The organism is Bradyrhizobium hipponense (assembly GCF_008123965.1).
Taxonomy (GTDB): Bacteria; Pseudomonadota; Alphaproteobacteria; order Rhizobiales; family Xanthobacteraceae; genus Bradyrhizobium; species Bradyrhizobium hipponense.
Genome location: NZ_VSTH01000047.1, coordinates 22,264 through 44,085, shown reverse-complemented (window position 1 = coordinate 44,085; position 21,822 = coordinate 22,264). Strand labels below are relative to the sequence as shown.

Annotated in this window: 18 protein-coding genes and 2 pseudogenes; 13 read left to right on the top strand and 7 right to left on the bottom strand. The window is 63.8% G+C overall.

Annotated elements, in window-relative coordinates; genetic code table 11:
• Nucleotides 1-36: 36 nt before the first annotated feature.
• A complete protein-coding gene (gene oxc / locus FXV83_RS14220; protein ID WP_148739900.1) occupies nucleotides 37-1,770 on the bottom strand; it encodes an oxalyl-CoA decarboxylase in 1,734 nt (577 codons plus the stop codon).
• A gap of 77 nt (nucleotides 1,771-1,847) precedes the next feature.
• On the bottom strand, nucleotides 1,848-2,543 hold the full coding sequence (locus FXV83_RS14215; RefSeq protein ID WP_187435903.1) for a GntR family transcriptional regulator: 696 nt from the start codon (nucleotides 2,541-2,543) through the stop codon (nucleotides 1,848-1,850).
• Nucleotides 2,544-2,891: 348 nt separating this feature from the next.
• On the opposite strand from FXV83_RS14215, the gene FXV83_RS14210 reads away from it, so the two are divergent.
• The 5 genes from FXV83_RS14210 (at nucleotide 2,892) to FXV83_RS14190 (ending at nucleotide 9,182) form a co-directional block, all read left to right on the top strand.
• Nucleotides 2,892-5,021 carry an acetate--CoA ligase family protein gene (locus FXV83_RS14210; RefSeq protein ID WP_148739896.1) on the top strand — a complete coding sequence of 710 codons (2,130 nt, stop codon included), beginning with the start codon at nucleotides 2,892-2,894 and terminating at the stop codon, nucleotides 5,019-5,021.
• 253 nt (nucleotides 5,022-5,274) lie between these two features.
• The gene (locus FXV83_RS14205) at nucleotides 5,275-6,117 is read left to right on the top strand and encodes an IclR family transcriptional regulator (protein WP_148739894.1); all 843 of its coding nucleotides are present in this window, start codon (nucleotides 5,275-5,277) and stop codon (nucleotides 6,115-6,117) included.
• Between the two features lie 115 nt (nucleotides 6,118-6,232).
• Nucleotides 6,233-7,201 carry a Bug family tripartite tricarboxylate transporter substrate binding protein gene (locus FXV83_RS14200; protein ID WP_187435890.1) on the top strand — a complete coding sequence of 323 codons (969 nt, stop codon included), beginning with the start codon at nucleotides 6,233-6,235 and terminating at the stop codon, nucleotides 7,199-7,201.
• Nucleotides 7,198-7,683 carry a tripartite tricarboxylate transporter TctB family protein gene (locus tag FXV83_RS14195; RefSeq protein ID WP_148739891.1) on the top strand — a complete coding sequence of 162 codons (486 nt, stop codon included), beginning with the start codon at nucleotides 7,198-7,200 and terminating at the stop codon, nucleotides 7,681-7,683. Before FXV83_RS14200 ends, FXV83_RS14195 begins: the two co-directional genes overlap by 4 nt.
• Entirely contained in the window at nucleotides 7,683-9,182 is a 1,500-nt protein-coding gene (locus tag FXV83_RS14190) for a tripartite tricarboxylate transporter permease (RefSeq protein WP_148739889.1), read from the top strand. The genes FXV83_RS14195 and FXV83_RS14190 overlap by 1 nt, the downstream gene beginning before the upstream one ends.
• Here FXV83_RS14190 and FXV83_RS44025 read toward each other — a convergent pair.
• Both FXV83_RS44025 and FXV83_RS45420 read right to left on the bottom strand, forming a co-directional pair.
• Nucleotides 9,179-9,340: pseudogene (locus tag FXV83_RS44025) on the bottom strand (IS5/IS1182 family transposase); the annotation flags it as partial. The gene FXV83_RS14190 and the pseudogene FXV83_RS44025 overlap by 4 nt on opposite strands.
• A gap of 80 nt (nucleotides 9,341-9,420) precedes the next feature.
• A pseudogene (locus tag FXV83_RS45420) lies at nucleotides 9,421-9,530 on the bottom strand (IS5/IS1182 family transposase); the annotation flags it as partial.
• Nucleotides 9,531-9,731: 201 nt separating this feature from the next.
• Between FXV83_RS45420 and FXV83_RS14180 the strand changes: the two are divergent.
• The 8 genes from FXV83_RS14180 to FXV83_RS14145 all read left to right on the top strand — a co-directional run bounded on the left by FXV83_RS14180 (nucleotide 9,732) and on the right by FXV83_RS14145 (nucleotide 19,947).
• The gene (locus FXV83_RS14180; RefSeq protein WP_148739887.1) at nucleotides 9,732-10,544 is read left to right on the top strand and encodes an FTR1 family iron permease; all 813 of its coding nucleotides are present in this window, start codon (nucleotides 9,732-9,734) and stop codon (nucleotides 10,542-10,544) included.
• A 63-nt stretch (nucleotides 10,545-10,607) separates the two neighbouring features.
• Nucleotides 10,608-12,752, top strand: coding sequence for a heavy metal translocating P-type ATPase (locus FXV83_RS14175; protein ID WP_235939555.1), 2,145 nt, complete (start codon nucleotides 10,608-10,610; stop codon nucleotides 12,750-12,752).
• Between the two features lie 141 nt (nucleotides 12,753-12,893).
• The gene (locus FXV83_RS14170; protein ID WP_148739885.1) at nucleotides 12,894-13,694 is read left to right on the top strand and encodes an NYN domain-containing protein; all 801 of its coding nucleotides are present in this window, start codon (nucleotides 12,894-12,896) and stop codon (nucleotides 13,692-13,694) included.
• Between the two features lie 85 nt (nucleotides 13,695-13,779).
• Entirely contained in the window at nucleotides 13,780-15,582 is a 1,803-nt protein-coding gene (locus FXV83_RS14165) for an adenine deaminase (protein WP_148739883.1), read from the top strand.
• A gap of 151 nt (nucleotides 15,583-15,733) precedes the next feature.
• Nucleotides 15,734-17,524, top strand: a complete 1,791-nt coding sequence (gene gcl / locus FXV83_RS14160; RefSeq protein ID WP_148739881.1) for a glyoxylate carboligase — start codon at nucleotides 15,734-15,736, stop codon at nucleotides 17,522-17,524.
• A 12-nt stretch (nucleotides 17,525-17,536) separates the two neighbouring features.
• A complete protein-coding gene (gene hyi, locus FXV83_RS14155; protein ID WP_148739879.1) occupies nucleotides 17,537-18,322 on the top strand; it encodes a hydroxypyruvate isomerase in 786 nt (261 codons plus the stop codon).
• A 241-nt stretch (nucleotides 18,323-18,563) separates the two neighbouring features.
• Entirely contained in the window at nucleotides 18,564-19,451 is an 888-nt protein-coding gene (locus tag FXV83_RS14150) for a 2-hydroxy-3-oxopropionate reductase (RefSeq protein ID WP_148739877.1), read from the top strand.
• Nucleotides 19,452-19,563: 112 nt separating this feature from the next.
• Nucleotides 19,564-19,947 (top strand): DUF1236 domain-containing protein, encoded by a 384-nt coding sequence (locus tag FXV83_RS14145; RefSeq protein WP_148739875.1) that lies wholly within the window; start codon nucleotides 19,564-19,566, stop codon nucleotides 19,945-19,947.
• Between the two features lie 42 nt (nucleotides 19,948-19,989).
• Here FXV83_RS14145 and FXV83_RS14140 read toward each other — a convergent pair whose 3' ends face one another.
• The 3 genes from FXV83_RS14140 to FXV83_RS14130 all read right to left on the bottom strand — a co-directional run bounded on the left by FXV83_RS14140 (nucleotide 19,990) and on the right by FXV83_RS14130 (nucleotide 21,630).
• The gene (locus FXV83_RS14140; RefSeq protein ID WP_148739872.1) at nucleotides 19,990-20,367 is read right to left on the bottom strand and encodes a VanZ family protein; all 378 of its coding nucleotides are present in this window, start codon (nucleotides 20,365-20,367) and stop codon (nucleotides 19,990-19,992) included.
• A gap of 76 nt (nucleotides 20,368-20,443) precedes the next feature.
• Nucleotides 20,444-21,052: a thiamine pyrophosphate-dependent enzyme gene (locus FXV83_RS14135; RefSeq protein ID WP_148739870.1), complete on the bottom strand. Its 609-nt coding sequence runs from the start codon at nucleotides 21,050-21,052 to the stop codon at nucleotides 20,444-20,446.
• A gap of 11 nt (nucleotides 21,053-21,063) precedes the next feature.
• A complete protein-coding gene (locus tag FXV83_RS14130) occupies nucleotides 21,064-21,630 on the bottom strand; it encodes a thiamine pyrophosphate-binding protein (RefSeq protein WP_148739869.1) in 567 nt (188 codons plus the stop codon).
• Nucleotides 21,631-21,822: the final 192 nt, after the last annotated feature.

Below are 21,822 nucleotides of genomic sequence, written 5' to 3'. Positions count from 1 at the left end.
GCTAACCACAGGGAATAAATGGTTGAAGGGGTGGACTTACTTTTTCTTCTGCAAGACGCTCTGCGGATTGAGGTTGCCAATGCGGCCGCTCTCCGAGCCGGCGGCCGGATCGATCACCGCGTTGATGAGCGTCGGCTTGCCCGACGCCATCGCCTCGTTGACGGCGCGCTTGAGCTCGTCGGGCGAGGTGGCATTCACGCCGACGCCGCCGAAGGCTTCCATCATCTTGTCGTAGCGCGCGCCCTTGACGAACACGGTGGTCGCCGGATCGGCGTTGGCGCTGTTGACGTCGGTGCCGCGATAGATGCCGTCATTGTTGAAGATGACGATGCAGATCGGCAAGTTGTAGCGGCAGATGGTCTCGACCTCCATGCCGGAGAAGCCGAAGGCGCTGTCGCCTTCCACCGCGAGCACGGGGTGGCCAGTTTCCAGCGTCGCCGCGATCGCCTGGCCCATGCCGATGCCCATGACGCCCCAGGTGCCGACGTCGAGACGCTTGCGCGGCTTGTACATGTCGATGACACCGCGGGCGAGGTCGAGCGTGTTGGCGCCCTCGTTGACGAGGATGGCGTCGGGATGTTCCTTGATGACGTTCTTCAGCACGCCGAGCGCGCCGTGATAGTCCATCGGCGATTTGTTGTTCATGAGCTTCGGCGCCATCTTGGCGACGTTCTCTTCGCGCTTGGACACGATGGCGTTGGTCCATTCGGCCGGCGGCGCGGTCCAGCTCGCACCCATCGCCTGGTTGAAGGCCGACACGACCGAGCCGATGTCGCCGACGACGGGCGCGACGATCTCGATGTTGGAGTCCATTTCCCTCGGCTCGATGTCGACCTGGATGAACTTCTTGGGCGCCTCGCCCCAGCTCTTGCCCTTGCCGTGCGACAGCAGCCAGTTCAGCCGCGCCCCGATCAGCAGAACGACGTCGGACTCTTTCAGCACCGTCGAGCGGGCCGCGCCTGCGCATTGCGGATGCGTGTCGGCAAGCAGGCCCTTGGCCATGCTCATCGGCAGGAACGGCACGCCGCTCTTCTCGACGAAGTCCTTGATCTCCTCATCGGCCTGCGCGTAGGCCGCGCCCTTGCCGAGGATGATGAGCGGGCGCTTCGCGCTCTTGAGCACGTCGAGCGCGCGCTTCACCGAAGCGGGCGAGGGGATCTGCGCAGGTGCCGCATCGATCACCTTGACCAGCGACTTCCGGCCGGCATCGGCGTTCATCACCTGGCCGAACAGCTTTGCCGGCAGGTCGAGATAGACCCCGCCCGGACGACCCGAGACAGCGGCGCGGATGGCGCGGGCAAAACCGATGCCGATATCCTGGGCGTGCAGCACGCGATAGGCCGCCTTGCAGAGCGGCTTGGCAATCGCGAGCTGGTCCATCTCCTCATAGTCGCCCTGCTGGAGGTCGACGATTTCGCGCTCCGAGGAGCCGGAGACCAGGATCATCGGGTAGCAGTTGGTGGTGGCATGCGCGAGCGCGGTGAGACCGTTGAGGAAGCCGGGCGCGGAGACGGTGAGACAGACGCCGGGTTTCTTGGTGAGATAGCCGGCGATGCCCGCCGCGTAACCGGCGTTCTGCTCGTGGCGGAACGAGATCACGCGGATGCCGGCGGCCTGTGCCATGCGGCCCAAATCCGTGATCGGGATGCCCGGCACATTATAGATGGTGTTGATGCCGTTCAGCTTGAGCGCGTCGATGACAAGATGGAAACCATCCGTCAATTCCTGCTCGGTGCCCGGTGCTTCGGACTTGGTCGCGGTATGCAGCATGGGCCTTGTCTCCCTGGTCTCAAGGTGCCGTTTAGGCTTTGGGGGGGCGAATGGGTTCGCCCTTCTGGTGAAAATTGTTAGCCAAACAGTTCCTGGCCATGCGCTTCGACATAAGCCGCAAGGCCAAGGGTGTGGTCGCGGGCGCGCTTCTCGGCGAGCTCGGTGTCGCGCGCCTCCAGCGCTTCGATGATACCGAGATGCTCGGGCAACGAGGTCGCGGTGCGGTCCTTGCGTCCGATCGTGAGTTGCCGATAGCCACGCACGTGCAGCAGCAGGTCGTTGGTGAGATCGACCAGCACGGGCGATTCCGACAGCGAGATCAGCGCCTGGTGAAAGGCGATATTGGCACGCGAATATTCCTCGACGTGGTCCTGCGGCAGGCGGTCCTTGCCGAAGTCCTTGAAGAAGTCGCGCAGCGCCGTGATGTCCTTCTTGCGTGCCGTGGTGGTGATCAGGCGTGCCGCCATACTCTCCAGCGCCGCCCAGGCGCGGATCATGTCGACGATCTCGCTCTTGGTCCTGCGCACCACCATGATGCCGCGGCGCGGAACCGTCTTGACGAAACCGTCCTGCTCGAGCATCGCGATCGCCTCGCGGATCGGAGTGCGGCTGACACCGAGGCGCTCGGACAGCGCGCGCTCGTCGAGCATCACCGGCTCGGGCGTCGAGTAGATGTCCATCTTGAGGATGGCTTCTTTCAAGGCGTCATACGCCTTGTTCTTGAAGCTGCTCTCCGGGGCAATACGAACGATTGCGATGTCTGCCTCGGCCATGTTCGGCAACGCCTTGGTTGGTTTCCGCAGTGACACGACGATTCTCCTCCAATGGGGAGTCGTCTTTTACAGGAATATTAACTGGAAAGTTTTTGGCATACCACATGCCAGCGTGTCAAGCTGCCTATTTTTTGCAGCGTTCTAGAAGGCGTCGCGGCTTGACAAGTTGGCTTCTGGCATACCAAATGCCATCGCCAGCCATTTTTGATCCAAGCCGGCGGGGTAATCTCGGCTTTATGCCACTCCGTTCCGCGCTGCGGAACAAGGCGCGGCGCATGGCAAGCATGACAGGCAGCCGCAACACGCGCGCTTTGCAAAGCAAGAATTGAAGGTCAAGGGAGAAGCCACATGTCCAATTCCAAAGACGTCGTCCGCAAGGTCCTTGACCAGGTCAAGGCGGACAACCGCACCAGCCTGACGGCGCCTGAGGGCAAGCTCGTCTGCGATGCCTACGGCATTCCAGTACCGAAGGAGGGCGTGGTGAAATCGGCAGGCGAGGCCGGCAAGGTCGCCTCCTCGATGGGCTTTCCCGTCGTCATGAAGATCGTCTCGCCGGACATTCTCCACAAGACCGAGGCCGGCGGCGTCATCGTCGGCGTCAAGACGGTGCAGGATGCCGAGAAGGCCTACGAGACCATTCTCTCCAACGCCAAGAAGTACAAGGCCGACGCCAAGATCGAGGGCATCCAGGTGCAGCAGATGCTGGCCGGCGGCACCGAGGTGATCGTTGGCTCGATCACCGACGGCTCGTTCGGTAAGCTGGTCGCCTTCGGCCTCGGCGGCGTTCTGGTCGAAGTCCTGAAGGACGTCACCTTCCGCCTGGCGCCCGCGACCAAGGAAGATGCGCTCTCGATGCTCGACGGCATCCAGGCGCATGAGATCCTCAAGGGCGTACGCGGCAGCGAGCCGGTCAACCGCACGGCGCTGGCCGACATCATCGTGAAGGTCTCCCAGCTAGTTACGGATTTTCCCGAGATCGTCGAGCTCGACCTCAACCCCGTTTTCGCGACGGCGAAGGACGCGACCGCCGCCGACGTGCGCATCGTCGTCGATTTCGCCTACAAGCCCAAGCCGAAGCCGCGCCCGACCGAAGAGATCGTCGCGGCTATGAGCCGCATCATGCAGCCGAAGGCGGTCGCCGTGGTCGGCGCCTCCGCCGAGGACGGCAAGATCGGCAACTCCGTGATGAAGAACCTCATCAACGGCGGCTACAAGGGCGATATTTATCCGATCCATCCGAAGGCCGCCGAGATCCTCGGCTACAAGGCCTATAAAAGCGTCAAGGACGTGCCGGGCGTGATCGATACAGCGGTGTTCGCTATCCCTGCGAAGTTCGTCGCGGCTGCGCTGGTCGAATGCGGCGAGAAGAAAATCCCGGGCGCGGTGCTGATCCCGTCGGGCTTTGCCGAAGCGGGCGCGCCGGAACTCCAGGCCGAGATCGTCGAGGTCGGCAAGAAGTACGACATCCGCCTGATGGGGCCGAACATCTACGGTTTCTATTACACGCCGGCAAACCTCTGCGCGACCTTCTGCACCGCTTACGACGTCAAGGGCCATGCGGCGCTGTCGTCGCAGTCGGGCGGCATCGGCATGGCCATCATCGGCTTTTCGCGCTCGGCCAAGATGGGCGTCTCCGCGATCGTCGGCCTCGGCAACAAGTCCGACATCGACGAGGACGATCTGCTCGCCTTCTTCGAGCAGGATCCCAACACCAATCTGATCGCGCAGCACTGCGAGGACCTCAAGGATGGCCGCGCCTTTGCCGAAGCCGCAAAGCGCGTGTCCAAGAAGAAGCCGGTGATCGTGCTCAAGGCCGGCCGCACCTCGGCCGGCGCGAAGGCGGCCTCGTCGCACACCGGCGCGCTCGCCGGCAACGACAAGATCTACGAGGATGTCCTGGCGCAGTCTGGCGTGATCCGCGCTCGCTCGCTCCGGCAACTGCTCGAATTCGCCCGCGGTGTGCCGGTGCTGCCGACGCCGAAGGGCGAGAACGTGTTGATCATCACCGGCGCCGGTGGTTCGGGCGTGCTGCTGTCGGACTCCGTCGTCGACAACGGCCTGTTGCTGATGTCGATGCCGCCGGATCTCGATGCGGCCTTCCGCAAGTTCATCCCGCCGTTCGGAGCTGCCGGAAATCCTGTGGATATCACCGGCGGCGAGCCGCCGATCACCTACGTCAACACCGTGAAGCTCGGCTTGTCGGATGAGCGCATCCATTCGCTGATCCTCGGCTACTGGCACACCATCGTGACGCCGCCGATGGTGTTCGCCCGCAACATGGTCGAGGTGAAGAAGGAGATGGAGGCAAAGGGCTTCGTGAAGCCGATCGTCGCCTCGCTCGCCGGCGACGTCGAGGTCGAGGAAGCCGCCGAATATCTCTACCAGAACGGCATCCCGGCCTATGCCTATTCGACCGAGCTGCCGGTCGAGGTGTTAGGGGCCAAGTACAAGTGGGCGCGCGGGGCAGGGCTGCTCTGAGCGGACGAAAAGGAAATGCCCGCCTCGGAGCAGTCTGGAGCGGCGTTCCGATCTAACGCATGACGAGTTTGAAATGAATTGCTGTCGTATCGGCGGTGCTAAACGTCTCCCATAGGGAGAGGTCGGCGCGAAGCGCCGGGTGAGGGGTCTGCTCTATCGAGGGACCTGCACCCCTCACCCGATTTGCTGCGCAAATCGACCTCTCCCCGACGGGGAGAGGTGGACGGAGATCGCGGACGAAGGGCAGGTCGCGATGAGCAAGAACGTGATCCGGCGCAAATCGCTCGAGCCCAGATCGCCTGCCGAGGCCGATCATGAGGCGCGCGACGGCGGCGTGCAGTCGGTCGACCGCGCGCTGTCGATCCTGGAAACGCTGGCCGAGGACGACGAGGGTTATCGCCTCAGCGATCTCGCGGTGCGCACCGGCCTGTCGGCCTCCACCGTGCACCGCTTGCTGGCAACGCTGGAAAGCCGCCGCTTCGTGCAGTTCGACCGCGCCGAATCCAAATGGCATGTCGGCGTGCGCAGCTTTACTGTCGGTGCGAGCTTCGCGCGGCGTCGTAATTTCACCGCGCAGGCGATCCCCTACCTGCGCAAGCTGCGCGATCTCACCCGCGAGACCGCCAATCTGGCGGTGGTCGACGACGAGTTCATCATCGTGCTCACCCGCATGGAGAGCCGCGAGATCATGCGCTCGCTGACCAAGGTCGGCGGCCGCGTCCCGATGGTGACGTCCGGCGTCGGCAAGGCGGTGCTCGCGACCTACTCCGACGAGGACGTCGGCGCCGTCATCCGCCATCATGGCATGCCTCGCCTCACCGAAAAATCGATTGTGCGGCCGAGCGACCTGTTCAAGGAGCTTGCGACGATCCGCAAGCAGGGCTTTGCGATCGACGATGAGCAGGCCAGCATGGGCCTGCGTTGTATTGCCGCAGTCGTCTACAACGACTGCGCCGAGCCGCTCGCGGCGATTTCCGTCTCGGGCATGACCAGCCGCCTGACCGACGACAGATTGCCGGAAATCGGCCAGATCGTGTGCGAAGTCGCCGGTGAGCTGACCGTCGCGCTCGGCGGGGTGATGCCGAAGTCCGGCTGACAGGAAACTCGGGCGCTATCGCTGGACAGCATCGGCCGTTTTGGCTGATATGCGACCAAACGACACAATGCGGCAAACGATCAACACGTCCGCACGAGCCCTGGAGAATGCCCCGATGTTTCAATTTCCCATGCGCCTTGTCGGCGCAGCCGTTGCGCTGACCCTTGCGGCAGCCACGCCGGCCTTGGCCCAGCAGCTCGAGCTCAAGTTGATGGCCCCGGCGGCGCCGGGCGGCGGCTGGGACCAGACCGCGCGCTCGATGCAGCAGGCGCTGGTTGCCGCGGGCGTTGCGCGCAGCGTCCAGGTCATCAACGTTCCCGGTGCGGGCGGCAGCGTCGGCATCGCGCAGTTCGTCAACGGCGCCAAGGGCGACGGCAACCAGCTGATGGTCAACGGCTTCGTCATGGTGGGCGCGCTCGCCATGAACAGGTCGCCGGTGACGCTCGAGCAGGTGACGCCGATCGCGCGCCTCACCGAGGAAATCCAAGTGATCGTGGTTCCCGCGAACTCACCGATCAAGACGGCGCAGGATCTGGCCACGGCGGTGAAGGCCGATATCGCCAAGGTGACCTTTGCAGGCGGCTCCGCCGGCGGCGTCGACCATGTGATGGCGGCATTGTTCGCAGGTGCCGTCGGCGCTGACGCCAAGAAGATCAACTACATCCCGTTCTCCGGTGGTGGCGAGTCGCTCGCCGCCATTCTCGGCGGCAAGGTCACCGCGGGCATTTCGGGGCTGAGCGAATATGATGGGCAGATCAAGTCCGGCAAGCTGCGCGCGATCGGCGTGACCTCGGAGAAGCGCATCGCTGGCAGCGACATCCCGACTTTCAAGGAGCAGGGTATCGACCTCGTGATCGCCAATTGGCGCTCGGTGGTCGCCCCTCCCGGCATCACGCCGGAGCAGCGCAAGACGCTGAGCGATGCGGTCGAGAAGATGGTGAAATCGGACGCCTGGAAGGAGATCCTCAAGCAGAAGGGCTGGGAGGACGCCTATCTCGGCGGCGACGCCTTCGCCGACTTCCTGAAGAAGGAAACGGTTCGCGTTACCGACGTCCTGAGGTCAGTCGGCCTGGTCAAGTCATGACCTCAGGCGATCCCGTGCAGACGCCGCGGCGCGTCGACCGCGCCGGCATCGTCATTGCCGCGTTACTCGCGGTGCTTGCCGCGGTGCTGCTATGGGACGCGCGCGGCCTGCAAACCACCGCGATGTACGGGATGGGGCCGGAGGCGATGCCGGTCGTGGTCGCAACCGGCGTTGCGCTGCTTGCGATCGGCAATTTCATCGACGCGCTGCGCGGCAATCTGCCGGCGCGTGAGAGCGCCGATCCCGTGCCTGTGGTCTTGATCCTCGTCGGCCTTACGCTTCTGATCGCCATCGTCGGCTTTGGCGGCGGCTTCATTCTGGCGACATCGGCGCTGTTCGTCACGACGTCGGCGGCATTCGGGCGCCGCGCCGTCGTCGTCGACTCCATCATCGCCGTCGTGATGTCGACCCTCATTTATCTCGTGTTCGATCGGCTGTTGACGCTGAGCCTTCCCGCCGGCCCGCTGGAGCGACTGCTGTGATGGACACCTTTGCCGCGCTGGCCCACGGCATGGCGGTCGCTGTCCAGCCGATGAATCTGCTCTATGCCCTGATCGGCGTGTTCCTCGGCACCGCTGTCGGCGTTCTGCCCGGCATCGGCCCGGCATTGACGGTCGCGCTGCTGCTGCCGGTGACCTACAAGCTCGACCCTGGCGGCTCGCTGATCATGTTTGCGGGCATCTATTATGGCGGCATGTATGGCGGCTCGACCACTGCGATCCTCATCAATACGCCCGGCGAGAGCGCGTCCATGGCGACCGCGCTCGAAGGCAACAAGATGGCCAAGGCCGGTCGCGGTGGGCCGGCGCTTGCGACATCCGCGATCGGCTCGTTTGTCGCCGGCACCATCGCAACCATCGGCCTCGCCTTTCTCGCGCCGTGGCTGGTCGATTTCGCGGTGCGCTTCGGGCCTGAAGACTATTTCGCGCTGATGTGCGTCGCCTTCGTCACGGTGTCGGCGACCTTCGGCGATTCCCCGATCCGCGGCCTGACCAGCCTGTTCATCGGTCTGACACTGGGCCTCGTCGGCATCGACAAGCTGACCGGTCAGGCTCGGCTTGCGTTCGGCGTGCCCGAACTGCTCGATGGCGTCGAGGTGACGACGCTTGCGGTCGGCCTGTTCGCGGTGGGCGAGGCGCTCTACGTCGCATCGCGCCGCCACCACACCGAGGAGAAGCTCGAGCCAGTGCGCGGCTCGCTGTGGATGACCAAGCAAGACTGGAAGCGGTCGTGGAAGCCGTGGCTGCGCGGCACCATGTTCGGCTTCCCAATCGGTGCGCTGCCCGCGGGCGGCGCGGAGATCCCGACCTTCCTGTCCTATTCGACCGAGAAACGGCTGACCAAGCACCCCGAGGAATTCGGCAAGGGTGCGATCGAAGGCGTCGCGGGACCGGAAGCCGCCAACAACGCCTCCGCCGCCGGCACGCTGGTGCCGCTGCTCACATTGGGATTGCCCACCTCGGCTACGGCCGCGATGATGCTGGCGGGCTTCCAGCAATACGGCCTCAACCCGGGACCACTGCTGTTCGCCGAGCGGCCTGACCTCGTCTGGGGCCTTATCGCAAGCCTGTTCATCGCCAATTGCATGCTGCTGGTGCTCAATCTGCCGCTGGTGGGACTGTGGGTCCGGCTGCTCGCGATCCCGCAGCCATGGCTCTATGCCGGCATCCTCGTGTTCGCGACCATGGGCACCATTGCCGCAAAGCCGTCGGTGGTCGAATTGTCGATGCTCGCCGGCTTCGGCGTGCTCGGCTTTCTGATGCGCCGGTTCGATTTTCCGATCGCGCCCGTCGTGGTCGGCCTGATCCTCGGCCCGATCGCAGAGAGCCAGCTGCGCAGAGCGCTCGCAATCAGCCTCGGAGATCCCGTGACGCTGCTCCAGAGCCCGATTTCGGCGACGCTGCTCGGCATCGCGCTGGTTGCGCTGCTGGCCCCATTCGTGCTGAAGGGGATGGGTCGTTTCAAGGCGAACGAGGACTAGGGCGCGGACTCATTAACGCGGAGCCAAAGCCTGATTGACGCGAGCTGGATGAAGGCGAGGTAGTTCACCGCGAGCTTGTCGTAGCGCGTTGCGACCCGCCGACATTGTTTGATCTTGTTGAAGAACCGCTCGACCAAATTGCGCGAACGATAAAGGTGGTGGCTGCAGCAGATCGGCTCTGTGTAAGGGTCAAAAATCTCCGGAAGGTCCGCCACGGCGCACCCGAACGCAGTACCTAGAAGATGCCGTTGAGCACGCGCCGGTCGTTCACCCGTGGCACGCCGCGCGGTTGTTCGGCAGGAGCGGCTTGATTGCGGCCCATTCAGAGTCGCTAGGTTCGTAGCGCATGATTCGAGGCTCCGGTTTGGGAGCCTGAATCACGTGCCGGGCGAAACGATCAACCTGCGAAGGCGCACCGAGGCAGATGCCAGCAGCTGATTTCACTTCTTCTTTGTTGCGGCATTTAGACGTTTTCTAAGCAACGTTGGCTGACGGGGACGCCTGATCGGTCTATCTAACCCGTGCGATAACCTGAAGAATGAGCCACAAATGACCAGCGCATTTTTCGAGTCCGCTCTCATCCTCCTGCGCGAAGGCCTCGAAGCCATCTTGGTGATCGCGGCGCTTGCCGCCTATCTGCAAAAGACCGGCGGTGCTGGCCGGGTCGCAAGCTTGTATTGGGGCGCCGGCGTGGGCGTTCTGGCGAGTCTTGGGGCGGCCTGGGCGTTTGAAATCTTCAACGCGGGAATGCACAACGATGTCATGGAAGGCGTGGTGATATTTGTCGCCGCGGGCCTCATGCTCTTTGTCAGCGGGTGGCTCGCGGTCCGGCAGGACCCACGTGCGTGGCAAGCTTACTTGCGCGAGCAGGCCGATCGGGCGAACACGGCCGACACCAGGGTTGCTGTAATGCTATTGTCTTTTTTCGCTGTGTTTCGCGAGGGAGCCGAGACGGTCCTATTTATCCATGTCCTCGCCGGCAAAGGAGGCTGGTCCGCCGGGCTCGTTGGCGGGCTTTTGACGGCTGCTCTTGTGCTCGGCCTGTTGTTCGTCCTCATTGAAAAAGCTGCGAAGAAGCTGCCTTTGCGCGCGGTATTCCTTGTGAGCTCCGCGTTTTTGTTCGTCATGGCCATCAAGTTTATCGGTGACGGCCTTCAGGAATTTCAGGAACAACTGATAGTGCCTTCCACAGCGGCACCGGCTGGTCGCGTCTTAGAAATGCTTGGCCTTAATCCCACATCGGAGGCGCTGGCGGCACAAGGCATCGTGATTGTGCTAGCTGTTAGCACATGGCTCACGGCTCAGCGTCGAGCGCGAGCGACCCGAACGCCCGATATTCCTGCGGCGAAGGCTGCCAAATAAGCCGGGAGATCGCGTTTGCTCCTCGACGCCCGGCTGCTGAGCGTCGAGCAATGAGGTTACGCCATGGAATCGAGTGAAGTCGCTGCAGCTCCTGCCAACGCGCTCAACATGCGCGTGGAAGGCATGGATTGCAGCGCCTGCGCGATCAAAGTCGAGAGTGCGCTCAAGCGGTTGCCGGGCGTCAGCAACATCAGCATGAATTATTCGACCGAGACGCTGTCCGTGCGGCTCGACGAGAACCGAACATCGCAAGAGGTTATTGAAAACAAAATCCGGGCCCTCGGCTACACGCCGAAGGCGTTGAGCGGAATCAGTTCGGGCGCTTCGCCGCTCAACGACCAGGAACGCGGCGAACAGCCCTGGTGGAAGACCCGCAGCGGAGCAATGGCGGTCAGCGTCGCCGCGGCGATTGCGATTGCGTTCGCGATGTCGATTGTAAGGCCCGAACTTTCGTTTTGGGCCTACGGCGCCGCGGCGCTTCTCGGCCTTGTTCCCGTCGCGCGTCGCGCGGCTGTCGGAGCATTGTCGGGCACCCCGTTCAGCATCGAAACTCTGATGACAGTGGCGGCCAGCGGAGCAATCGCCATCGGCGCGGCGGAAGAAGCAGCGGTCGTCCTATTCCTGTTTGCAGTGGGCGAGCTTTTGGAGCGGGTCGCAGCCGGGCGTGCGAGGGCAGGCATCAACACTCTCATCAATCTCGTGCCGCGCACCGCCCGCATTGAGGAGGCTGGCCAAATTCGGGAGGTGCCTGTTGAGCGGTTGTGCCTGGGCGAGATCGCGGTCGTTCGACCGGGCGACAGGGTGCCTTCTGACGGAGAAGTCATCGAAGGTCAGTCCGAGGTCGACGAAGCGCCCGTTACGGGCGAGTCTGTTCCGGTCGCAAAGGGCGTTGGCGACCAAGTTTACGCTGGCAGCATCAATGCCAACGGCGCACTGAGACTTCGGCTGACCCACACGGCTACCGACAACACCATCGCGCGCATCATCCACCTTGTCGAAGAGGCGCAAGGCTCCAGGGCGCCCACCGCCCGCTTCATCGATCGATTCTCTGCCACCTACACGCCCGCCGCCATGGCTGTCGCTGCGCTTATCATCGTTGGACCACCACTTTTCGCTGGAGCCGATTGGTACACCTGGATTTATCGAGGCTTGGCAACGCTGCTCATCGCCTGTCCCTGTGCGCTGGTGATCTCAACGCCCTCCGCGATTGCGTCTGGACTCGCAGCAGGCGCGCGGCGTGGGCTTCTCATCAAAGGCGGGGCCGCTTTAGAGACGCTCGGTAAGGTCAAAACGATTGCTTTCGACAAGACCGGAACCCTTACGGTTGGTAAGCCGAAAGTGACCGATATAATTGCAATCGAAGGTACAGAAGACGACGTTCTGGCAAAGGCAGCGGCGGTCGAGCGTGGGTCAAGCCATCCGTTGGGCGTTTCGATCACGGCCGCGGCAGAGGCGCGCGGGCTTGCAATCCCACAAAGCTTCGGGGGCAGCACCGCCGTCCCGGGCAAGGCCGTGACGGCGCGCTTGAAGGAGGGTTTCGTATCGGTCAGCTCGCCTCGTTACGCCGCCGAAGTCGGAGCGTCCGCTGAGGTTTCGGCGCGGGTCGAGCCACTCGAAGCCGAAGGTAAGACGGTCGTTGTCATTCTTCTTTCGAAGCGCCCGATCGGTCTGGTTGCCCTCCGCGACGAGCCCCGCGAGGACGCGGCCTCCGGCCTAACATGCCTGAACGCGCTTGGCATTCGGACCGTGTTGCTGACTGGCGACAACAGACGCACGGGCGCTGCCATTGGGCGCGCTCTCGGCCTCGAAGTTCAATCCGAGCTGCTTCCGGAGGCCAAGCTCGCCGCCATCAATGACCTCAAGAAAACAGGGCCGGTCGCGATGATCGGCGACGGCATCAACGATGCTCCGGCGTTGGCGACCGCTGACGTTGGCGTCGCGATGGGCAGCGGGACCGATGTGGCCTTGGAGACGGCAGAGGCGGCGCTGCTCAAGAATCGCGTCCTCGGGGTGGCCGAGTTGGTGATGCTTTCGCGGGCGACGCTCGCCAACATTTGGCAAAACATCACTATTGCGCTTGGTCTCAAGGCCGTCTTTCTCATTAGCACGGTATTCGGCGTCACCTCGCTCTGGATGGCAATCTTGGCCGACACGGGCGCCACCGTTCTTGTCACCGCCAATGCATTGCGGCTGTTGCGCTGGCGCTAATGCGCTGGGCCGCCAAGTCCCACGCTTTCGGAGCGAAGCGGACATTCGGGATCGCGCCCACAGAACTGGATTTATGAGTACGCGCCCTAGCCGTCCCGCCTACTTATCTTCCAACGCCGCGTTCATCTCGTGGGGACTATCATGCCTTCTGAACTCCGTTCGCCCCGTCTTGCGGTCCTGATCGATGCCGACAATGCTTCCGCAAAGATCGCGGATGGACTGTTCGAGGAGATTGCCAAGATCGGCGAGGCCAGCGTTCGCCGCATCTACGGCGACTTCTCCCATGCGCGATCCAGGGCGTGGGCCGACATCCTGTCGAAGCACGCCATCATTCCCCAGCAGCAGTTCGCCTACACGACGGGGAAGAATGCCTCCGACATCACGCTGGTGATCGACGCCATGGATCTGCTTCACAGCGGCCGGTTCGACGGCTTTTGCCTGGTTTCCTCCGACAGCGACTTTACTCGTCTTGCCGCCCGCATCCGGGAGCAGGGCGTCGATGTCTTTGGCTTCGGCGAACACAAGACGCCGGAAAGTTTTCGGCAGGCCTGCCGAAGGTTCGTCTACACGGAGAACCTGCTTGCCGCCCCGGCGAACACCCAGGACGCTGCCTCAAGGTCGGCATCGCTCCAGCCCCCCGACGCCGCGACGCCCATCATCAAGAAGGTCATCACCCAGATGGAGAGTGAGGACGGCTGGGTGACGCTCGGCGAGGTCGGGCGGCAGCTTGCCAATCTGGCTTCCGATTTCGATCCGAGGACCTTCGGCTTCCGCAAGCTGAGCGACCTCGTGCGAAAGACCAATTCCTTCGAGATTGACGAGTCGAAGGGCAGGTCGATGCGGATACGGGTCAAGCCCGCTGTCGCATCGCCGCCGAGACGGCGGAACTCGCGCAGACCTGCAAGGTCGGCGTCGGCGGCCGGTTCGGCGCCTAAAGCGTAAGCAGGACGTGCCGTTATATTTGAGCTTGCCCGGTTGGGTGCGGGGCGTAACCATCGCTGGGCCGTAACGCCACGCGAGGGCTCTGATGACCAGACTTACCCGCTTCACCGTCGCCCCGCTGCATTCGATGACCCGGCGTCTGGCCGATGTCGCCTCCGCGCGGCTCGCGCCCGACCTTGTCGTCACGGGCGCGCGGGTTCTCTCGACCTATTCGGAGCGCATTCATCCTGGACGCGAAGTCTGGATCACGGGCGGGCGGGTCGCTGCGGTGAAGCCGGCCGGCGCGGCCAAGAAGGTGTGGAGCGACGTTGCGGTTTACGACGCGGCCGGGGGCATTATCGCGCCGGGACTGGTCGATCCGCACATCCACATCGAATCCTCGATGGTGACGGCCTGCGCCTATGCCGAGGCCGCGCTTCTCAACGGCACCACCACGATTTTCTGCGACAGCCACGAGATCGGCAACGTCATGGACGTGGCCGGCGTCGAGGCAATGCTGGAGGATGCGCGCGAGGCGCCGCTCTCGATTTTCCTGACCGTGCCGAGCACGGTGCCCGCAACCTCGGCCGAGCTCGAGACGGCAGGAGGCGATCTCACGCCGGACAAGATCGCCGGCCTGTTCGACCGCTGGCCCGAAGCCGTGGCGCTCGGCGAGAAGATGGATTTTGTGCCGGTCACCATGGGCGACGAACGCAGCCACGCGATCCTAGCCGCCGCCCTGAAGCGCGGACGGCCAGTGTCCGGTCACGTCTACGGCCGCGAATTCGTTGCTGCCTATGCGGCATCCGGCGTCACCGACACTCATGAGGCGATCGATCGCGACATCGCCGACGATTTGCTCGATGCCGGTGTCTGGGTTTTTCTGCGTGGGGGACCGCCGACCACGCCATGGCACTCGCTGCCGCAGGCGATCCGCACCATCACCGAGCTCGGCGCTTCGCATAAGCGCACCGCAGTGTGCACCGACGACCGCGATGCCGACGATCTCCTGCTGTTCGGCCTGGACTGGGTGGTGCGCGAGGCCGTCAAGGCCGGGATGTCACCCGAGCAAGCCTGGTCGATGGGTTCGCTGCATGGCGCGACGCGCTTCAATATGGATAGCGATATCGGCGGGCTCGGCGGCGGCCGCCGCGCCGATCTCGTGCTGCTGAACGACGATCTGAAGCCGCAATGCACCTGGTATGGCGGCGAGCTCGTGGTCGAGCGCGGCAAGATCACCAAGCTGCTCGACCAGGCCCTGTCGCAGCGCTATCAATATCCAAAGGCGGCGTATGCGACCGTCAAGTTGCCGGAAAAGCTGAAGCTGACGCCGGAGCTGCCGGCCAAGGCCTGCACGGTCAACGCGATCAAGACCGCGCTGCCCGGCATCACGCTGATCCACGAGAAGCTCAGAATCGAGCCCGCAAAAGACTGGCCAAGCTTGTTCGCGCGCTACGGCCTGTGCTTCGTCACGGTGGTCGAGCGCCATGGCAAATCGGCCGGCAACGTCGCTTACGGCCTGCTCAAGGATTTTGGCCTGAAACGCGGCGCGGTCGCCTCCAGCGTCGGGCATGACAGCCACAACATTATCGTCGCCGGAACCAATGAGCCCGATATGCAGGTGGCGATCACCGCCATCAAGGAGCATCAGGGCGCCGTCTGCGTCGTCGCCGGCGGCAAGGTGAGGGCGCTGGTGCCGCTGCCGATCGCTGGGCTGCTCTCTGACAAGCGCGTCACGGAGGTGGCCGAACAGGTCAAGGTGCTGAAGACCGAATGGGCGGAGGCGGGCTGCACCATCCCCTACATGGGCTTCAATCTGATTCCGCTATCGGTTATTCCGGAAATTCGCATCACCGACAAGGGCCTGGTGCTGGTGCCGCAGATGGAGCTGGCGCCGCTGTTCGAGTGATCGCTTTCACGCGCCTCTCGATCTAACCGATTGAGAGGCCCACTATTTTTCCACGGCTGCCGCATCGTGGAAAATAAAATCGATCTCGTTGAGATCGCATCTTGCGCATCCGATGATCTCGCTCGCTGACGCAACTTGAGCGAGGTCCGATATGGCGAAGATGCGAGCTGTCGATGCAGCCGTCCGTATTCTGGAGAAAGAGGGCATCTCCACTGCCTTCGGCGTTCCCGGGGCAGCGATCAATCCGCTTTACTCCGCGCTGAAGAAGCGCGGTTCGATCCGCCATATCCTTGCGCGCCATGTCGAGGGCGCCTCGCACATGGCGGAAGGTTATACGCGGGCCAAGGCCGGCAATATCGGTGTTTGCATCGGCACGTCGGGGCCGGCCGGCACCGACATGATCACCGGGCTCTATTCGGCGATCGCCGATTCCATTCCGATCCTCTGCATCACCGGGCAGGCACCGCGGGCGCGGCTCTACAAGGAGGACTTTCAAGCCGTCGACATCGAATCGATCGCAAAGCCGGTGACCAAATGGGCGGTCACGGTGCGCGAGCCGGCATTGGTGCCGCGCGTGTTCAGCCAGGCGTTTCACGTCATGCGTTCGGGCCGGCCGGGGCCGGTGCTGATCGACATGCCGGTCGACGTGCAACTCGCCGAGATCGAGTTTGACGACGAGACCTATGAGCCGCTGGCGGTCTACAAGCCGGCCGCGACCCGCAAGCAGGTCGAGAAGGCGCTGGAGATGCTCAATGCCGCCGAGCGGCCGCTGATCGTGGCGGGCGGCGGCATCATCAACGCCGATGCCTCGGATCTGCTGGTCGAATTTGCCGAAATTGCCAACGTGCCGGTGGTGCCGACGCTGATGGGGTGGGGCGCCATTCCCGACGACCACGTGCTGATGGCCGGCATGGTCGGTCTTCAGACCAGTCACCGCTACGGCAATGCCACGATGCTCGAATCCGATTTCGTGCTCGGCATCGGCAACCGCTGGGCCAACCGCCACACCGGCTCAGTCGAGACCTACACCAAGGGCCGCACCTTCGTGCATGTTGATATCGAGCCAACCCAGATCGGGCGGGTATTCAATCCCGATCTCGGCATCGTCTCGGACGCCAAAGCCGCGCTCGAGCTCTTCGTCTCCGTCGCCAGGGAGTGGCGGCGGTCAGGCAGGCTCCGCGAGCGCCAGGCGTGGCCCGCGGCTTGCCGCGACCGCAAGCGCTCGATGCTGCGCAAGAGCCATTTCGACAATGTTCCGATCAAGCCGCAGCGCGTCTATGAGGAGATGACCAAGGCCTTTGGCCGCGACACGTGCTATGTCACCGTGATCGGCCTGTCGCAGATCGCCGGCGCGCAATTCCTGGGCGTCTACAAGCCACGCAACTGGATCAATGCGGGACAGGCGGGACCGCTCGGCTGGACCTTGCCCGCCGCGCTCGGCGTGCGCGCAGCATGCCCGGATCGCGATATCGTCGCGCTCTCCGGCGATTATGACTTCCAGTTCCTGATCGAGGAGCTCGCGGTCGGCGCGCAGTTCAATCTGCCCTATATCCACGTCGTCGTGAACAATTCCTATCTCGGCCTGATCCGCCAGGCCCAGCGCGGCTTCGACATGGACTATCACGTCCAGCTCTCGTTCGAGAACATCAACGCACCGGAGCTCGGCGGCTACGGCGTCGACCACGTCGCGGTCGCCGAGGGACTCGGCTGCAAGGCGATCCGCGTCACAGATCCCAAGGACTCGCAGGCGGCGTTCGCAACCGCGCGCGAGCTGATGGCGAAGCACCGCGTGCCCGTGGTGGTCGAGTTCATCCTCGAACGCGTCACCAACATCGCGATGGGAACGGAGATCGACAACGTCGTCGAATTCGAGGAGGTGCTGGATCTGCCGCTCGACGAGGTCGCAACCACGCGACCCGGCGTGCTTCAGCCGGCGGAATAGGGAGACCGCATCATGCCGAAATTCGCCGCCAATCTCACCATGCTCTTCAACGAGATGCCGTTTCTCGACCGCTTCGCTGCGGCCAAGGCCGCAGGCTTCAGCGGGGTCGAGTATCTCTTTCCCTATGATTTCGACAAGGCGCAGCTGCGCGAGCAGCTTGAAGCTCACGGTCTGACACAGGTGCTGCATAATCTGCCCGCCGGCAATTGGGCGGCGGGCGAGCGCGGCATCGCGATCCTGCCCGATCGTGTCGCCGAATTTCGCGATGGCGTGTTCCGCGCGATCGACTATGCCAAGGCGCTGGATTGCGAGCAGCTCAACTGCCTGGTCGGCATCGCGCCTGATGATGCCGATCCACGCGAGCTTCAGGAGACGCTGGTCGGGAATTTGCGCTTTGCGGCTTCGACCCTGGCGCGGGAGGGCATCAAGCTGCTGGTTGAGCCGATCAACACGCTCGACATTCCCGGCTTCTACCTGAGCGGCACCGAGCAGGCGGTGCAGCTGGTCTCCGAGGTACGCTCGAACAACCTCTTTATCCAGTATGACATCTATCACATGCAGATCATGGAGGGCGATCTCGCCCGCACCATGCAGGAATATCTGTCCCGCATCGCCCATATCCAACTCGCCGACAATCCGGGCAGGCATGAACCCGGCACCGGCGAGATCAACTATCCCTTCCTGTTCCGCCATCTCGACGCTATCGGCTATCGCGGCTGGATCGGCTGCGAATACAAGCCGCGCACCACGACGCTGGAAGGCCTGTCCTGGCACGCGGCGCAGACGTTTGAGACGTAGCGAACTTTAGCCACGCTCGCGGTGCGCTCCCTCTCCCGCTTGCGGGAGAGGGGTGGGGAGAGGGTGTCTCCGCAACGGGATTTGCTGAAGCACGCCGAGAAAATCCCCCAGTGGACAGAGCCCTCACCCGGCGCGCGGGACGATGCTTCGCATCGCCCGGACGCGCCGACCTCTCCCGCAAGCGGGAGAGGTGCACCGCGCGCGCGGATGAATTTTGCAAACACAACTGAGGGAAAATACCATGATCGACATCGGCTTCATCGGACTTGGCACCATGGGACGGCCGATGGCCGGCCATCTCCTTAGCGCTGGCCATCGCGTCCTGCTGCATGACGTCGCGCCGGTCGCGCCCGAGCTGATTGCGGCGGGCGGTGTTGCCTGCAACTCGGGCATGCAGGTTGCCGAGAAGGCGGATGCGGTCATCATCATGGTGCCGGACACGCCGCATGTGGAGGCCGTGCTGTTCGGCAAGGACGGCGTCGCCGCCGGCATCTCCAAGGGCAAGATCGTCGTCGACATGAGCTCGATCTCGCCGCTGGCGACCAAGGAGTTCGCCAGGAAGATCGAGGCGCTGGGCGCGGACTATCTCGATGCGCCGGTGTCGGGCGGCGAGGTCGGTGCCAAGGCGGCCAGCCTCACCATCATGGTCGGCGGACCCGAGCGCGCCTTCAACACCATGAAGTCCGTGTTCGACAAAATGGGCAAGAACGTCACCCGCGTCGGCGCCAATGGCGACGGCCAGACGACCAAGGTCGCCAACCAGATCATCGTCGCGCTGACGATAGGGGCGGTGAGCGAGGCGCTGCTGTTCGCATCGAAAGCCGGCGCCGATCCCGCGCTGGTCCGGCAGGCCCTGATGGGCGGCTTTGCCTCGTCGCGGATTCTGGAGGTGCATGGCGAGCGTATGGTGAAGCGCAATTTCGATCCGGGCTTTCGTATCGAGCTGCACCAGAAGGATCTCAACCTCGCCCTCGAGGGCGCGCGCACGCTCGGCCTGTCGCTGCCGAGCACGGCTGTGGCGCAGCAGCTGTTCTCGTCCTGCGCCGCGCATGGCGGCAAGGCCTGGGATCACTCCGCAATGCTGCGCGCGCTGGAACTGATGGCCGGCCACGAAATCGCCGCGCCGTAAATCGTTACCCGGAACGTTCCTCGGTGCCATGCACCTTTCGCCGCGCGGGAACCGGAACAACGACCGGACCCCGCGGGTTGAAAACGCATAACAAACACTGGAGACCGAGGACATGAAAACCCGTCTTGCGATTTCGTTGGCTGCCGCCTCGCTGCTGGCGTCAAGTGCAGCCTTTGCTCAGTCGACGACCGAAGAAGGCGCCAGGAGCGGCGCACGCGCGGGCGGCGATATCGGCGGCCCGGTCGGCGCGATGGTCGGCGGCACAGTTGGTGCGGCCGTGGGCGCGGGCCTCGAAATCCCGAATGCGATTCTCGGCGGAATCCCGCGCGATAATTCAGTGGTGGTTCACGAGCGCGTCGTGGTCGGCGAGCCGCTGCCTCCGACCGTGGTGCTGCGCCCCGTGCCAAACTACACGGAGTACCGCTACGCGGTCGTGAATGACCGGCGCGTCATCGTCGAGCCGCAGACACGCCGCGTCGTCAAAATTATCGACTGATCGAGGCGCCCGTCGGCGAAACAGATCTGGCCCTGCGGAGTGTCACTCCGCGGGGCCTTCGCTTGTGACGGCCTGGCTTGCGCGAAAGCGCGTCATGACCCAATCGGCGGTAGCCGCGAGCGCAAAGCCGAGGCACGCCGTGAGCGCGTCGACCAGAAAATCCTCCAGCCGCGCATGACGCCCCGGCGCCCAAAACTGCATCAACTCGAGCAGTCCGATCAGGACCACCGCGACCGCTGCGGTTGCCAGGCGGCGGTGCGGATAGGCGAGGCCAAAAGCCAGTCCGAGCAGGACGAAGGCGAGCGCATGTTCGCCGTCCTGGCCGAGCTCGGAATGCGGCCGCAGGCCAGGCGGCCCGAGGGTTGAAAAAGTCACGGCGGCGGCGATCAGCCAGGCAAAAGTGCGAACCAAAATGGACATCCGGCCCGCATAGCACGAATTGCATCTGCCTGTCGCGCGGCAGGGATCAGATCGCCGTGTGGTTAATGACGAAACGTTAAAGCGGCTCGCGCACGCCGAGGCCGTGCATGAAGCGCTCACGGATCTGCACGGGATCGCGGCGGGTGGTGCCGACCCCGGGCTTGTCGTCGATGCGGACGGCGATCAGCCTCGGCTCGGAGGCGGACATCGCCTCTTCGACCAGGCGCTCGAAATCCTCCTCATCTGCGGCCCAGGCGCTGTTGGCGAGCCCCGAGCCGGCGGCGATGGCGACCACGTCGGCGACGCCGGCGGCAGGCGTCGGCTGCGCGCCGGTGATCTGGTAGATGCCGTTATCCATCACGATCATGATGAGGTTCTTCGGCTTCAACGCCGCAATCGTCGAGAGCGCGCCGAGCTGCATCAGCAGCGAGCCATCGCCTTCGAGCGCGAATACGCGGCGCTCGGGCTGGGCCAGCGCCACGCCGAGCGCGATCGGAAATGCAAGGCCCATGCTGCCGAGCATGTAGAAATTTTGCGGGCGATGGCCGGCGGCCCACAGGTCGAAATTGGTGTTGCCGATGCCGCCGATCACGGCCTCTTCGTGCTTGAGCTTCGCGATCAGGCGCGAGGTGATATCGAACCGGTTCATGACTTTGGTGTTGCGCGTGTCCAGGTCTTTGTTCATTTGGGCCGGCCTCACTTGTCGAAAACCTTGCCGCCGGTGAGCAGCGGGTTGAGGATCAGCGCCACCGGCGCTTGCGTGGTGACGGCCTGCTTGATCGAGCGGTCGGCGATGAATTCGAGCTCGTCGAGGCGGGTGATGGTGTGGTGCTCCAAAGCCAGCGAATCCAGCACCGGGCGCATGGTGCGGCAGACCAGGGACTGACCATAGTTGAACTCGCCGAGCGTGCCGCGCTCGGAGACGAACATGATCAGCGGAATCTGGTAGGGCACCGCGAGCGAAGCCAGCACGTTGGCGAGCGTTGCAAAGCCGGAGGTCTGCATCAGCACGGCGCCGCGCCGCCCGCCCATCCAGGCGCCCGCGACGACGCCGACCGCCTCTTCCTCGCGGGCGGTGGCAAAGGTGGTGAAGAAGGGATCGGCGTGCAGGTTCTTGATCAGCGGCGTCAGCACGCGGTCGGGCACGTAGGGGATCAGGCTGATCGCGTTCCGCTTCAAGGTTTGCAGGACGATGCCGTGCCAGGTTTTGTCGCCGGATGCCTGCGCCGCCTGGGGCGAGGCCTGCTGTTCCGCAATCGCCATTGCGTTCTCCCTTCAGCCGCGCATGCTTCTTGGTCTTTGCCATTGTCTTAGGCGTGTCCGTCGCGGCGGTCCGCCGAACTTGACGGAGCGAGCGGGATTGTCAACATGTCCGAGCCGGCACCGTGACCTGCGCCAGATCGCCTGCCGCGGCCGGCGCCGCCATGTCATAGGTGGTGGCAACGACAAGAAGCG